Source organism: Variovorax sp. 278MFTsu5.1 (genome assembly GCF_048305045.1).
GTDB classification, from domain to species: domain Bacteria; phylum Pseudomonadota; class Gammaproteobacteria; order Burkholderiales; family Burkholderiaceae_C; genus Variovorax; species Variovorax guangxiensis.
This window is the reverse complement of the sequence record NZ_CP157622.1, coordinates 1,608,921-1,622,760: the sequence shown is the minus strand read 5'-3', so window position 1 is coordinate 1,622,760 and position 13,840 is coordinate 1,608,921. Positions and strand designations below refer to the sequence as shown.

Below are 13,840 nucleotides of genomic sequence, written 5' to 3'. Positions count from 1 at the left end.
CCCTTCGACAAGCTCAGGGCGAACGGCTTTACCCTCCGCACCGACGCGCTCCTTTTTTCCCGGGCAGTTCGGGCCGAGCCTGTCGAAGCCCCCTGTTTCGTACCCCAACATGTCTGACGCCGCTTCTCCCAAAGACTACCGTTCCACGCTGAACCTGCCCGACACCCCCTTCCCGATGCGCGGCGACCTGCCCAAGCGCGAGCCGGGCTGGGTGAAGGAATGGAACGACGAAGGCCGCTACCACCGCCTGCGCGACGCCCGCCACGGCGCGCCCAAGTTCATCCTGCACGACGGCCCGCCCTACGCCAACGGCCAGATCCACATGGGCCACGCGGTGAACAAGATCCTGAAGGACATGATCACCAAGGCGCGCCAGCTCGAGGGCTACGACGCCCTGTACGTGCCCGGCTGGGACTGCCACGGCCTGCCGATCGAGAACGCCATCGAAAAGCAGTACGGCCGCAACCTGAGCCGCGACGAGATGCAGGCCAAGAGCCGCGCCTTCGCCACCGGCCAGATCGCCCAGCAGATGGCCGACTTCCAGCGCCTGGGCGTACTGGGCGAATGGGACCATCCCTACAAGACCATGGACTTCGCCAACGAAGCCGGCGAGCTGCGCGCGTTCAAGCGCGTGATCGAGCGCGGCTTCGTCTACCGCGGTCTGAAGCCCGTGTACTGGTGCTTCGACTGCGGCTCCTCGCTGGCCGAGTTCGAGATCGAGTACGCCGACAAGAAGAGCCAGACCATCGACGTGGCCTTCAAGGCGCATGAGCGCGAGAAGGTGCTCAAGGCCTTCGGCACCGACCACACGATCCTCGGCGACATCTTCGCCGTGATCTGGACCACCACCGCCTGGACCATCCCCGCCAACCAGGCGATCAACCTCAACCCCGAGCTCGAGTACTCGCTGGTCGACACCGAGCGCGGCCTGCTGATCCTGGCCAACTCGCTGGTCGAGATGTGCATGACGCGCTATGCGCTCGACGGCAAGGTGCTGGCCACGGTCAAGGGCGAGAAGCTCGGCGGCCTGGAATTCGAGCATCCGCTGTACGACGCGGACGCCGGCTACCGGCGCCTGTCGCCCGTCTACCTGGCCGACTACGCCACCGCCACCGACGGCACGGGCCTGGTGCACTCCTCGCCCGCCTACGGCCTGGACGACTTCAACTCCTGCATCGCCCACGGCGTCGCTTACGACGACATCCTGAACCCGGTGCAGGGCAACGGCAGCTACGCGCCCGACTTCCCGCTCTTCGGCGGGCAGAACATCTGGAAGGCCGTACCGGAAATCATCGCCGCGCTGCGCGACGCCAACCGCCTGCTGACCACCGAGACCATCACGCACAGCTACCCGCACTGCTGGCGGCACAAGACGCCGGTGATCTACCGCGCCGCGGCGCAGTGGTTCGTGCGCATGGACGAGGGCGAAGGCGTATTCACCAAGGACAAGGCGCCCAAGACGCTGCGCCAGACCGCGCTCGACGCCATCGAGCAGACCAGCTTCTACCCCGAGAACGGCAAGGCGCGACTGCACGACATGATCGCCGGCCGGCCCGACTGGTGCATCAGCCGCCAGCGCAGCTGGGGCGTGCCGATCCCGTTCTTCCTGCACAAGGACTCGGGCGAGCTGCACCCGCGCACCATGGAAATCCTCGACCAGGCCGCCGACATCGTCGAGAAGGGTGGCATCGAGGCCTGGAGCCGCGTCACCGTCGAGGAAATCCTGGGCGCCGAGGACGCGCCGCACTACACGAAGAGCACCGACATCCTCGAGGTGTGGTTCGACTCGGGCTCGACCTTCTCCCACGTGCTGCGCGGCACGCACCCCACGGTGCACCACGACACGGGGCCGGAAGCCGACCTGTACCTCGAGGGGCATGACCAGCATCGCGGCTGGTTCCACTCGTCGCTGCTGATCGCCTGCATGCTGGAAGACCGCGCACCGTACCGCGGCCTGCTGACGCACGGCTTCACGGTCGATGCCAAGGGCATCAAGATGAGCAAGTCGCTCAAGAACGGCATCGACCCGCAGGAGATCAGCAACAAGCTGGGCTCGGAAATCATCCGCCTGTGGGTGGCCGCGAGCGACTACTCGGGCGACATCGCGGGCGACGACAAGATCCTGGCGCGCGTGGTCGACGCCTACCGCCGCATCCGCAACACGCTGCGCTTCCTGCTGGCCAACACCAGCGACTTCGACATCGAGAAAGACGGCGTTCCGCTCGACCAGCTGTTCGAGATCGACCGCTACGCGCTCTCGCGCGCCGCGCAGTTCCAGGCCGAGATCCTCGCGCACTACAAGGTGTACGAGTTCCACCCGGTGGTGGCCAAGCTGCAGATCTACTGCTCGGAAGACCTGGGCGGCTTCTACCTCGACATCCTGAAGGACCGCCTCTACACGACGGCCCCGGGTTCGCTGGCTCGCCGCAGCGCGCAGACGGCGCTGTGGCACATCTCGCAGGCAATGCTGCGCTGGATGGCGCCCTTCCTGAGCTTCACCGCCGAGGAAGCCTGGAAGATCGTGGGCACCGGCAAGCCGGGCGACTCGATCTTCACGCAGACCTACAGCAAGTTCGCCGCGCCCGACGAGGCCCTGCTGGCCAAGTGGAACCGCATCCGCGAGATCCGCGACGTGGTCAACAAGGACATCGAGGCCGTGCGCGCCGAAGGCAAGGTCGGCTCCTCGCTGCAGGCCGACCTGCAGCTGACGGCACCGGCCGACGACTTCGCGCTGCTGGGCTCGCTGGGCGATGACCTGAAGTTCGTCTTCATCACCTCGGCGATCGCGCTGGCCGCCGGCGAGGCGCTCGCCACGGTGGTGACGCCGAGCACCGCACAGAAGTGCGAACGCTGCTGGCACTACCGCGACGACGTGGGCCACGACGCGGCCCATCCGACGCTGTGCGGACGCTGCACGAGCAACCTGTTCGGCGCCGGCGAATCGCGGAGCGTTGCCTGATGGCCGCCGCCCGCTCCATGTCCTCGGCCTCGCGTTCGCGCGGCGGCAGCATCTGGCCGTGGCTGGGGCTGGCGGTGATCATCGTGATCATCGACCAGTTCACCAAGACGCTGATCCTGGGCTACTACAAGCTCGGCGACGCCACCTACGTCACCAGCTTCTTCAACGTGGTGCGCGCCCACAACACGGGCGCGGCCTTCTCGTTCCTCGCCGACCACTCGGGCTGGCAGCGCTGGCTGTTCACCGCCATCGGCGTGGGCGCGGCGGTGTTCATCGTGTGGATGCTGAAGTCGCACGCGGGGCAGAAGCTGTTTTCGTTCTCCATGGCCTGCATCCTGGGCGGCGCCATCGGCAACGTGGTCGACCGGATGATGCACGGCTACGTGGTCGATTTCCTGAGCTTCCACGCAGGCAACTGGTACTTCCCGGCCTTCAACGCGGCGGACAGCGCCATCACGCTCGGGGCGATCTGCCTGATCGTCGACGAGATCCGGCGGGTCCGCAGGGGCAAGTAACGTTCTCTCGAAGGGGCCCGCCGGGCCCCTTCTTATTTGGGCCTTCGCTCGCGCCAAGGCCGAGGGTTTTTCCCGCTTTCTCCCGATGTCATAACAAAGTCATACTGCCGCGGTTCAATGTAATCGATTACATGAACACCGCACGATGAGCATCCAAGCCGTTGCAGCCAAAGCCGGGGTCTCGGTGGCCACCGTCTCGCGCGCCTTCAACTTTCCGGACAAGGTGACGCTCGCCACGCGCGAGCTGGTGGAACGCGTGGCGCGCGAGCTCAACTACGTGCCCAACGCCAGCGCGCGCACCCTGCGCACCCAGCGCAGCCGCGTGCTCGGCGTGGTGCTTCCGACCCTGCTGAACCCGACCTTCGCCGAATGCCTGCAGGGCATCGCGCGCGCGGCCATCGCAGGGGGCTACGCGATCATCCCGGTCACCACCGGCTACCAGCTCGACGAGGAAGAGCGCGCCGTGCACCTGCTGCTGGCCGGCAGCGTCGACGGCCTGATCCTCGTGGTGTCGAACCCCTCGACCTCGGCCGCCCTGCCCCGCCTGCAGGCGGCCGGCGTGCCCTACGTGCTGGCCTACAACCGTCATCCCGAGCACCCCTGCGTGTCGGTCGACAGCGAAAGCGCCGTGGCCGACGCGGTGGCGCGGCTCGTGCTGCTGGGCCACCGCCGCATCGCGATGGTCAGCGGCACGCTCGCCGCCTCCGACCGCGCGCAGCAGCGCTATCGCGGCTACCGCAGGGGCATGGCCGAAGCCGGCCTGCCGGCGCCCGCGCTCGTCGAGGTGCCGTTCGTCGAAACGGCCGTCGATGCGCTCTCGAAGCAGCTACAGGCACGCAACCGGCCCACCGCGCTGATCTGCTCCAACGACCTGCTGGCCATCCGCAGCATCCGCGCCGCGCACCTCAGCGGCCTGTCGGTGCCGGGCGACCTCAGCGTGGTCGGCTTCGACGGCATCGCGCTCGGCGAGGACCTCACGCCCGCGCTCACCACCATCGCCCAGCCCAACAGCGACATCGGCCGCCACAGCGTCGAGCTGCTGATCCAGGCCATGGCCAGCGGCGCCGCGCTGCAGGCCGACGCGAGCCTGCTGCTTGCCCATTCATTCCGAGACGGCGAGTCGTGCGCCTCGGTGCACGAGAACGAAAACAACGACGACAACAACGCCGCGATTTCCTGACCTTCCCCGTTCCCTGCCTGCACCTACATCCATCCAAGGAGCTTCCGATCATGTCCCTACGCATCCACCGCCTGGCCCGCCTCGGCCTGCTCGCCGCCACGCTCGTCGCCGGCAGCGCCATGGCGCAGACCGCCATCTGCTACAACTGCCCGACCGAATGGGCCGACTGGGGCACGCAGCTCAAGGCCATCAAGGCCAAGACCGGCGTCACCGTGCCGCCCGACAACAAGAACTCGGGCCAGTCGCTCGCGCAGCTGGCAGCCGAGAAGGCCAGCCCCGTAGCCGACGTCACCTACCTCGGCGTGACCTTCGCCGTGCAGGCCGCCAAGGACGGCCTGGTCGAGCCCTACAAGCCCGCCGCCTGGAAAGACATTCCCGACGGCCTGAAGGACCCGGCCGGCAACTGGTTCACCATCCACTCGGGCACCCTGGGCTTCATGGTCAACGTCGACGCGCTAAAGGGCAAGCCGGTGCCGAAGTCGTGGGCCGACCTGCTCAAGCCCGAGTACAAGGGCCTGATCGGCTACCTCGACCCGGCCTCGGCCTTCGTCGGCTACGTCGGCGCGGTCGCGGTGAACGAAGCGCGCGGCGGCACGCTCGACAACTTCAAGCCGGCCATCGACTACTTCAAGGCGCTGCAGAAGAACGAGCCCATCGTGCCGAAGCAGACCTCCTATGCGCGCGTGCTCTCGGGCGAGATCGCGATCCTGCTCGACTACGACTTCAATGCCTACCGCGCGAAGTACAAGGACAAGGCCAACGTCGCCTTCGTCATTCCGAGCGAAGGCACGCTGGCCGTGCCCTACGTGATGAGCCTGGTCGCCAAGGCCCCGCACGCGGCCGACGCGAAGAAGGTGCTCGACTTCACCCTGTCCGACGAAGGCCAGGCGATCTGGGCCAAGGCCTACCTGCGCCCGGTGCGCGCCAGCGCCATGCCCAAGGACATCGAGGCCCAGTTCCTGCCCGCCAGCGAGTACGCCCGCGCCAAGAGCGTGGACTACGGCCGCATGGCCGCCGCGCAGAAGGCCTTCTCCGACGAGTACCTGAAGGAAGTCCGCTGAGCGGACGCCGCGTGCGATGACGCAAGCCACTCTCTCCAACGCATCCAGCGCCTGGAACCCGCGCTGGCGCCTGCTGGCCTGCGTCGCGCCCGCGGCCGCCTTCTTCGCGGCCTTCTGGCTGCTGCCGGTGGTGCGCCTGATGGCATTGCCCGCCGGCAAGGGCTGGGCCACCTACTTCGCGGTGCTGACCGACGCGCGCTACCTCGCGAGCATGGTCAACACCGTGGTGCTCTCGGTCGCCGTGACGCTGGCCACGCTGGTGCTGGGCGCGGCCGTGGGCATCTACCTCGCGCGCCGCGCCTTCGTGGGCAAGCGCGTGCTGCTGTCGCTGCTCACGCTGCCGCTGTCGTTCCCGGGCGTGATCATCGGCTTCTTCGTGATCCTGCTCGGCGGGCGACAGGGCGTGGTCGCCAGCATCAGCGACAGCCTCTTCGGCGAGCGCATCACCTTCGCCTACGGCCTGCTCGGGCTGTTCCTGGCGTACCTGTATTTCTCGCTGCCGCGCGCCATCGCCACCTACGCGGCGGCGGCCGAATCGATGAACACGCAGCTGGAAGAGGCCGCGCGTTCGCTGGGCGCCTCGCGGCTGCGCGTGGCGCGCGACGTGTGGATGCCCGAGCTGGCGCCCACCACGCTGGCCTGCGGCGCGATCCTGTTCGCCACCTCGATGGGCGCCTTCGGCACCGCTTTCACGCTGGCGAGCAAGTTCGAGGTGATCCCGATCACCATCTACAACGAGTTCACCAACTACGCCAACTTCGCGCTGGCCGCGTCGCTGTCGATCGCGCTGGGCGTCGTGACTTGGCTGGTGCTGTTCGTGGCGCGCCGCTTCGGTGCGAACCCCGTCGCACGCTGAGGTCCGCACCATGCGCAAGAACACTCAACCGAAGGCTCCGTTCCTGTTCGCAGTGACGGCGATCGTGAGCCTCTTCATGATCGCCCCCATGCTGCTGTCGGTGATGGCCGGGCTGGTCAACAACTACAGCGCTGGCCTCAAGAGCGGCCTCACGCTGCGCTGGCTGTCCGAGGTATGGGAGAACTACGGCGGCACCGTGGGGTGGTCGCTCGCGCTGGCCGCTGCCTGCGTCGCCGGCACGGTGCTGCTGGGCGTGCCCTGCGCCTACGCGCTGGCGCGCAGCCGCTCGCGCGCGGCGCGCATCTTCGAGGAACTGCTGACGTTGCCGGTCGCGGTGCCGGGGCTGGCCACGGCGCTCGCGCTGATCCTCGCCTACGGCCAGCTCACGGCCTTCCGCCAGAGCTTCGCATTCATCCTCGTCGGCCACATCGTTTTCACGCTGCCCTTCATGGTTCGCACCGTGGGCTCGGCCTTCCAGCGCGACGAACTGCTCGCGCTCGAGGAGGCCGCGCGCTCGCTGGGCGCGAACTTCCGCCAGCGCTTCATGGGCATCCTGGTGCCCGCGGTGTTCCCGGCCATCGTGGCCGGCAGCCTGATGGTGTTCACGCTCTCGGTGGGCGAGTTCAACCTCACCTGGATGCTGCACACGCCGCTCACCCGCACCCTGCCCGTGGGCCTGGCCGACAGCTACGCCTCGATGCGCATCGAGATCGGATCGGCCTACACGCTGGTCTTCTTCGCCGTCATCCTTCCGGTGCTGTGGGGCCTGCAGTACCTTGCCAACCTGATTCAGAAGCGCCATGGAACTTGAACGTATCCCCATCGACATCGCCAACTGCGCGAAGACTTATGCCGACGGCACGCGCGGCCTGCAGCCCACCAGCCTGCGCGTGGAGGCCGGCGAGGTGCTGGCGCTGCTCGGCCCCTCGGGCTGCGGCAAGACCACGCTGCTGCGGCTGATCGCCGGGCTGGAATCGCCCGACGCGGGCAGCCGCATCGTCTTCGGCGACCAGGACGTCACGCAGCGCCCGGTGGAGCATCGCGGCGTGGGCATGGTGTTCCAGAGCTACGCGCTCTTTCCGCAGATGACCGTGGCGGCCAACATCGGCTACGGGTTGCGCATCCGGGGCGTGTCGGCCGAAGAGGAAAAGCGCAGCGTCGGCGAACTGGTCGACCTGGTGCGGCTGGGCGGCCTGGAGAACAAGCGCCCCTCCGAGCTTTCCGGCGGCCAGCGCCAGCGCGTGGCCCTGGCGCGCGCGGTGGCGGTGCGCCCGCGAGTGCTGCTGCTCGACGAGCCGCTGGCCGCGCTCGACGCCAAGCTCAAGGAGTCGCTGCGCGACGAGCTGGCCGAGCTGCTGCGCCGCCTGCACATCACGGCCATCCACGTCACGCACGACCAGCAGGAGGCGCTCGCCATCGCCGACCGGCTCGCGGTGATGCGTGCCGGCCGCATCGTGCAGGTGGGCCGCGGCGAAGACCTGTACCGCGCGCCCTCGCATCCCTTCGTGGCCGAGTTCCTGGGCCGGGTCAACCGGCTGGAGCGCGGGCAGGACGCCATCGCTCAGGGCGTTGTCCGACTCGGAGGAACGACCCTGCCCTGCCCGCAGGCGTGGCGCAGCCATGCGACCCTGCTGGTGCGGCCCGAGGACATCGAGGTCGGCACGCCCCAGCTCGACTGGGGCGCCGCCATTGTCGAGCGCCGCACCTTCCTCGGCGACCGCGTGCAGCTGCACCTGCGCGCGCAGGACCAGCCCATGCTGGTGGCCGACGTGGGGCGCGACAATCCTTTCGGGCCGGGCGACACGGTGGGGCTCCGCATCCAGCCCGAACGCCTGATGACGTCGCAGGAAGAAACCATCGCATGACGACGACAGAAACCGCCAACACCATCCTGGTCCAGCTCACAGACCTGCACATCCGCGAGCCGGGCCGGCTGGCCTACGGCCGCATCGACACGGCTCCCTACCTGGAGCGCGCGGTGCAGTCGGTGCTCGCGCTGCGCCAGCAGCCCGACGCTGTGGTCGTCACCGGCGACCTGACCGACTTCGGCCGCGCCGCCGAGTACGAGCACCTCGCCCGCCTGCTGGCCCCGCTGACCATGCCGGTCTACCTGATGCCCGGCAACCACGACGACCGCGACCAGCTGCGCCGCAGCTTTCCTGGCCACCCCTACCTGGGCGCGGAAGACGGCGGCTTCATCCAGTATTCGGTGCGCATCGGCGCGCTGCGGCTGCTCACGCTCGACACCTGCGTGCCCCGCGCCAGCCACGGCGCGCTGTGCGAGAAACGCCTGGCCTGGCTCGAAGCGCAGTTGGACGCCTGCCGCGGCGAGCCAGTCGTCATCGCCATGCACCATCCGCCCTTCGAGACGCTGATCGGCCACATGGACGAGATCGGCCTGCTGGAGGGCGCCGAAGCGCTCGAAGCCCTGGTCTCGCGCTATCCGAACGTCGAGCGCATCATCTGTGGCCACCTGCACCGGGCCATCGACGTGCGTTTCGGCGGCACCATCGCCTCGACCTCTCCGGCACAGGCCCATCAGGTCTGCCTCGACCTGGCGCCCGACGCCGACTCGGCCTGGACGCTGGAGCCGCCCTCGTTCCGGGTGCACGCCTGGTCCGCGCGCGGGCGCCGGCTCGTTACCCATCTGGCCGCCTCCGGAAGTTTCGAGGGGCCTTACCCCTTCCACGACAACGGAGCGCTGATCGACTAGCCCTGAGCGCTCACTTGTGGAAAATGGGGTCGAAACGAAGCAAAACGAAAAGAAAGGATAGAACCCGACCTCCATGAAGCACCTCCTGAATCTGCTGGCGGCGGTGGCCCTGCTGGTCTGGGGCACGCACCTGGTCCGAACCGGTGTTCTTCGCGTGTTCGGCGCCAACCTGCGCAAGATCCTCGTGCAGAGCATGCGCAACCGCTTCACGGCCGCCCTCTCGGGCATTGGCGTGACGGCGCTGGTGCAGTCGAGCACCGCCACCTCGCTCATGACCTCGTCCTTCGTCGGACAGGGCCTGGTCACGCTGCCGGCCGCGCTGGCGGTGATGCGGGGCGCAGACGTGGGCACGGCGCTGATCTCGGTGCTGTTCTCGGCAGACCTTTCGTGGCTCTCGCCGATGTTTATCTTCGTGGGGGTGGTGCTCTTCATCACGCGCTCGGCCACCGTGGCGGGGCGCGTCGGCCGGGTGCTGATCGGGCTGGGCCTGATGCTGCTGGCGCTGCAACTGGTGGTGGAAGCCACCGAACCGCTCTTCTCCTCGCCGGCCATCCGCGCGTTGCTCGCGTCGATCAACAGCGACGTGCTGCTGGAGATCACCATCGGCTCGGTGCTGGCCATCGTGGCCTATTCGAGCCTGGCGGTGGTGCTGCTGGTGGCGGCCATGGCCACCTCGAACGTGGTGCCGCTGGACGTGGCGCTCGGGCTGGTGCTCGGCGCCAACCTGGGCAGCGGCCTGCTGGCGGTGCTGACCACGGCCAAGTCGGCGGTATCGGTGCGGCAGGTGACCATCGGCAACCTGCTCTTCAAGGCGCTGGGCGTGGCCATCGTGGCGCCCTTCGTCGGCCTGTGGATCCGCTACGTGCAGCCCGAGCTGCCGAACCAGACGCACGGCGTGGTGCTGTTCCACCTGGCATTCAACGTGGTGATCAGCGTGGGCTTCATTGGCCTCACCCAGCTGGTCGCAAGACTGGTGACGCACATGCTGCCCCAGCCGCAGCAACCGGCGGGCTCCACGCGGCCACATCACTTGGACCCCTCGGCGCTTTCGACGCCCTCGCTCGCCATTTCGAACGCCGCGCGCGAGGCGCTGCACCAGGCCGACGTGGTGGAGACCATGCTGATCGGCATCCTGGACGTGATCCGCCACAACGACCTGCGGCTGGCGCAGGAGCTGCGCCAGCTCGACGACACGGTGGACCAGCTCTACTCGGCGATCAAGTACTACATGACACGCATCTCGCGCGAGGCGCTGGGCGAGGAGGAAAGCCGCCGCTGGACCGACATCATCAGCTTCACGATCAACATGGAGCAGATCGGCGACATCATCGAGCGCGTGATCATCGACGTGGAAGACAAGAAGATCAAACCGCAGCGCAACTTCTCCGAGGCCGGCATGGCCGAGATCGTCGAGCTGCACGGGCGGCTGGTGGCGAACCTGCGGCTGAGCATGAGCGTGTTCCTCAACGGCAACGTGCGCGACGCGCAGAAGCTGCTGGAGGAAAAGGCGCGCTTTCGCGACCTGGAGCGGGCCTACGCCACCACCCACCTCGACCGGCTGTCGGACCGCACCACCCTGAGCATCGAGACCAGCTCGCTGCACATCGACCTGATCAGCGACCTGAAGCGCATCAACTCGCACATCTGCTCGATCGCGTATCCGATCCTGGAGTCGGCCGGGGCGCTGGCACCCAGCCGGCTGAGGGAATCGCGGCTGGGGAAGATCGAGGGCTGAGCGCCCTCCCGACTCCCGGCTGCTTTCTTACTTGGCCTGCTCGGCCGTCTTCAGCACCGCGGTCTCGTCACGCCCGCGCCGCGCATAGCGCTGCGCCAGCACCGCGCAGACCATCAGCTGCATCTGGTGGAACAGCATCAGCGGCAGCACGATCGCGCCCACCGCATGCGAGGCGAAGAGCACCTTCGCCATCGGGATGCCGCTGGCCAGGCTCTTCTTGGAGCCGCAGAAGACGATGGTGATCTCGTCTTCCGTGTCGAAGCCCAGCTTGCGCGCCAACAGGGTCGTGAGGCTCAGCGCCAGGCCCAGCACCACCGCGCACACCACCAGCAGGCCGACCAGCGCGTGCGCCGGCACCTGCTTCCACAGCCCCTCGATGACGGCCGCGCTGAAGGCGGTGTAGACCACCAGCAGGATCGAGCCCTGGTCGACGAACTTCAGCACCGCGGCGCGGCGCTGGATCCACTTGCCGATCAGCGGGCGCAGCAGGTGGCCCGCCGCGAAGGGCACCATCAGTTGCAGCAGGATGCGGCCGATGGAATCCAGCGAGGAAGAAGCCGCATGGCCGCCGCTGGGGACCACCACCAGGTTGACCAGCACCGGCGTGATGAAAACGCCCAGCAGGGTAGAGGCCGATGCGCTGCAGATGGCCGCGGGCATGTTGCCCCGGGCCATCGCGGTGAAGGCGATGGCCGACTGCACGGTGGCCGGCAGCACGCACAGGTACAGCACGCCGGTGTAGAGCTCGGGCGTCACCAGCGGCAGCAGGAATGGCTTGAGCACCAGCCCGAGCACCGGGAACAGCACGAAGGTGCTGCCGAACACCAGCAGGTGCAGCCGCCAGTGCATGAGCCCGTTGACGATCGCCTCGCGCGACAGCTTGGCCCCGTGCAGGAAGAACAGCAGGCCGATGGCCACGGTGGTCAGTCCCTCGAAGAAGTGCGCGAGCTGCCCGCTGGCCGGCAGCAGGCTGGCGAGGGTCACGACCGAGAGAAGCGCGAGGGTGAAGTTGTCGGGAAGAAAACGGGGGCGGGACATGTTGCAACCTGGACGAACGCCGCGCGTTGCAGGCGCGCAGGCCGACTCAGCAGGGGAATTTGTGATTTCCGCGCATGAATCTGGTCGCCACTTTGCGGAGCCCGGCGCGTGCTCCTCGCGCCTTCAAGGGGTGATTTTCGGTCAGTTCCGGCATCGCTGCCGGGCAGCCCGGGAATGCCCCACCACGGCGCTTCAGTGTGCCGTGCTCGAACTGAACTGCGCCTGACGACGGCGCTGGCAGTAGTCGATCAGGTCGTCGATCTCGGTGGCCTTGTCGAACACCGCGTCGGCGCCCAGGTGGACGCACTTGCGCCGCATGTCGGGCGTGGCGTAGTTGCTGAGCACCACGATCTTCTGCGCGGGGCTGCGGTTGCGGCAGGCTTCCAGCACGCGAAAGCCGGTACCGTCCTTCAGGAACAGGTCGACGATGGCCAGGTCCCATTGCGAAAGGTTGCCCGAGAGCCAGCGCGAACCCTCGGCCTCGGTTTCCGCCTCGCCCACCGGCTCGACCCTCGCCACCTCCCGCAGCGTGCCCGCGAGGTTGCGGCGGATGGTGGGGTTGTCCTCGACGATGAAGGTGCGAACGGTGGTCATTGGGAGTGCTTGCCTCTGTGCTGTATCCACAGGCTACAAATTGCTCGTGGCACAAGTCGAAGGCATGACACCCCTGCGCCGGTAGGACAAGACCGGCGCGCCCTGCTGCCCCGGAGTCAGAGCGTGAGGATCGTGCAGCCCGTGGTCTTGCGCGCTTCCAGGTCGCGGTGCGCCTGCTGCACGTCGGCCAGCGGGTAGCGCTGGTCGATCGGAATCTTCACCGCACCGCTGCGCACCACCGCGAACAGGTCGTCGGCCATCGCCTGCGTGCTCTCGCGCGTGGCCATGTGGGTGAAGAGCGTGGGCCGGGTGATGTAGAGCGAGCCCTTGGAGGCCAGCACGCCGAGGTTGACCGGCGGCACCGGGCCCGAGCCGTTGCCGAAGATGGCCAGCAGGCCGAACGGGCGCAGGCAGTCGATGGAACCCTCGAAGGTGTCCTTGCCCACCGAGTCGTACACCACCTTCACGCCCTTGCCGCCGGTGATCTCCTTCACGCGCGCCGCGAAGTTCTCGGTGCTGTAGTTGATGGCGTGGGCCGCGCCGTGCTCCAGCGCGAGCTTGCACTTGGCGTCGCTGCCGGCCGTGCCGATCAGTTGCAGGCCCAGCGCCTTGGCCCACTGGCAGGCGATCAGCCCGACCCCGCCCGCAGCCGCGTGGAACACGATGAAGTCGCCGGCCTGCAGGCCTTCGGCCGGCAGCGTCTTCTTCAGCAGGTACTGCGTGGTCAGGCCCTTGAGCATCATGGCCGCGCCGGTCTCGAAGGAAATGTCGTCGGGCAGCTTGCAGACGTTCTTCGCCGGCATCACGCGAAGCTCGCTGTAGGCGCCGGGCGGCTGGCTGGCATAGGCGGCGCGGTCTCCGGCTTTCAGATGCGTGACGCCCTCGCCCACCGCCTCGACCACGCCCGAGGCCTCCATGCCGAGCTGCAGCGGCATCTGGAAGGGGTAGAGCCCGCTGCGCTGGTAGGTGTCGATGAAGTTCAGGCCCACGGCCTTGTGGCGGATGCGGATCTCGCCCGGGCCGGGCTCGCCGACATCCACCTCGACGATCTTGAGTTCTTCGGGACCGCCATGGCGGTCGATACGGACGGCTTTGCTCTTCATCGTTGCGGTCTCCACGCTCTGGAAAGGAAGGAAGGGGAAAGAGAAGGGGAAGGCATCCTGCCATGTTTGAGCTTCCGGCGACGGCG

The 13,840-nt window shown here is 67.8% G+C and carries 12 protein-coding genes; 9 read left to right on the top strand and 3 right to left on the bottom strand.

Annotation, left to right across the window (positions count from 1 at the left end; translation table 11 throughout):
- The first annotated feature begins 109 nt into the window (after nt 1–109).
- The 9 genes from ileS to ABL844_RS07090 all read left to right on the top strand — a co-directional run bounded on the left by ileS (nt 110) and on the right by ABL844_RS07090 (nt 11,019).
- Nucleotides 110–2,959, top strand: a complete 2,850-nt coding sequence (gene ileS / locus ABL844_RS07130) for an isoleucine--tRNA ligase (RefSeq protein ID WP_418130867.1) — start codon at nt 110–112, stop codon at nt 2,957–2,959.
- A complete protein-coding gene (gene lspA / locus ABL844_RS07125) occupies nt 2,959–3,474 on the top strand; it encodes a signal peptidase II (RefSeq protein ID WP_019654284.1) in 516 nt (171 codons plus the stop codon). The genes ileS and lspA overlap by 1 nt, the downstream gene beginning before the upstream one ends.
- Before the next feature lie 145 nt (nt 3,475–3,619).
- On the top strand, nt 3,620–4,654 hold the full coding sequence (locus tag ABL844_RS07120) for a LacI family DNA-binding transcriptional regulator (protein ID WP_418130866.1): 1,035 nt from the start codon (nt 3,620–3,622) through the stop codon (nt 4,652–4,654).
- Between the two features lie 50 nt (nt 4,655–4,704).
- Nucleotides 4,705–5,715 (top strand): ABC transporter substrate-binding protein, encoded by a 1,011-nt coding sequence (locus tag ABL844_RS07115; protein WP_369659363.1) that lies wholly within the window; start codon nt 4,705–4,707, stop codon nt 5,713–5,715.
- Between the two features lie 16 nt (nt 5,716–5,731).
- Nucleotides 5,732–6,571, top strand: a complete 840-nt coding sequence (locus ABL844_RS07110) for an ABC transporter permease (protein ID WP_126023114.1) — start codon at nt 5,732–5,734, stop codon at nt 6,569–6,571.
- Between the two features lie 10 nt (nt 6,572–6,581).
- Entirely contained in the window at nt 6,582–7,382 is an 801-nt protein-coding gene (locus ABL844_RS07105) for an ABC transporter permease (RefSeq protein ID WP_418130865.1), read from the top strand.
- Nucleotides 7,372–8,436 carry an ABC transporter ATP-binding protein gene (locus tag ABL844_RS07100; RefSeq protein ID WP_418130864.1) on the top strand — a complete coding sequence of 355 codons (1,065 nt, stop codon included), beginning with the start codon at nt 7,372–7,374 and terminating at the stop codon, nt 8,434–8,436. Before ABL844_RS07105 ends, ABL844_RS07100 begins: the two co-directional genes overlap by 11 nt.
- Nucleotides 8,433–9,284, top strand: a complete 852-nt coding sequence (locus tag ABL844_RS07095; protein WP_418130863.1) for a phosphodiesterase — start codon at nt 8,433–8,435, stop codon at nt 9,282–9,284. The genes ABL844_RS07100 and ABL844_RS07095 overlap by 4 nt, the downstream gene beginning before the upstream one ends.
- Nucleotides 9,285–9,357: 73 nt before the next feature.
- Nucleotides 9,358–11,019 (top strand): Na/Pi cotransporter family protein, encoded by a 1,662-nt coding sequence (locus ABL844_RS07090; protein ID WP_418130862.1) that lies wholly within the window; start codon nt 9,358–9,360, stop codon nt 11,017–11,019.
- A gap of 27 nt (nt 11,020–11,046) precedes the next feature.
- On the opposite strand, the gene ABL844_RS07085 is transcribed toward ABL844_RS07090, so the two are convergent.
- The 3 genes from ABL844_RS07085 to ABL844_RS07075 form a co-directional block, all read right to left on the bottom strand.
- Nucleotides 11,047–12,057 (bottom strand): bile acid:sodium symporter family protein, encoded by a 1,011-nt coding sequence (locus ABL844_RS07085; protein ID WP_184635278.1) that lies wholly within the window; start codon nt 12,055–12,057, stop codon nt 11,047–11,049.
- A 192-nt stretch (nt 12,058–12,249) separates the two neighbouring features.
- Nucleotides 12,250–12,651: a response regulator gene (locus ABL844_RS07080; RefSeq protein ID WP_418124852.1), complete on the bottom strand. Its 402-nt coding sequence runs from the start codon at nt 12,649–12,651 to the stop codon at nt 12,250–12,252.
- A gap of 116 nt (nt 12,652–12,767) precedes the next feature.
- Nucleotides 12,768–13,754 carry a quinone oxidoreductase family protein gene (locus ABL844_RS07075; RefSeq protein ID WP_126023107.1) on the bottom strand — a complete coding sequence of 329 codons (987 nt, stop codon included), beginning with the start codon at nt 13,752–13,754 and terminating at the stop codon, nt 12,768–12,770.
- Nucleotides 13,755–13,840: the final 86 nt, after the last annotated feature.

Coding starts and splice junctions, on each gene's coding strand:
- ABL844_RS07095 (WP_418130863.1), top strand. CDS start 8,433: ATGACGACGACAGAAACCGCCAACACCATCCTGGTCCAGCTCACAGAC.
- ileS (WP_418130867.1), top strand. CDS start 110: ATGTCTGACGCCGCTTCTCCCAAAGACTACCGTTCCACGCTGAACCTG.
- ABL844_RS07075 (WP_126023107.1), bottom strand. CDS start 13,754: ATGAAGAGCAAAGCCGTCCGTATCGACCGCCATGGCGGTCCCGAAGAA.
- ABL844_RS07100 (WP_418130864.1), top strand. CDS start 7,372: ATGGAACTTGAACGTATCCCCATCGACATCGCCAACTGCGCGAAGACT.
- lspA (WP_019654284.1), top strand. CDS start 2,959: ATGGCCGCCGCCCGCTCCATGTCCTCGGCCTCGCGTTCGCGCGGCGGC.
- ABL844_RS07115 (WP_369659363.1), top strand. CDS start 4,705: ATGTCCCTACGCATCCACCGCCTGGCCCGCCTCGGCCTGCTCGCCGCC.
- ABL844_RS07105 (WP_418130865.1), top strand. CDS start 6,582: ATGCGCAAGAACACTCAACCGAAGGCTCCGTTCCTGTTCGCAGTGACG.
- ABL844_RS07080 (WP_418124852.1), bottom strand. CDS start 12,651: ATGACCACCGTTCGCACCTTCATCGTCGAGGACAACCCCACCATCCGC.
- ABL844_RS07085 (WP_184635278.1), bottom strand. CDS start 12,057: ATGTCCCGCCCCCGTTTTCTTCCCGACAACTTCACCCTCGCGCTTCTC.
- ABL844_RS07110 (WP_126023114.1), top strand. CDS start 5,732: ATGACGCAAGCCACTCTCTCCAACGCATCCAGCGCCTGGAACCCGCGC.
- ABL844_RS07090 (WP_418130862.1), top strand. CDS start 9,358: ATGAAGCACCTCCTGAATCTGCTGGCGGCGGTGGCCCTGCTGGTCTGG.
- ABL844_RS07120 (WP_418130866.1), top strand. CDS start 3,620: ATGAGCATCCAAGCCGTTGCAGCCAAAGCCGGGGTCTCGGTGGCCACC.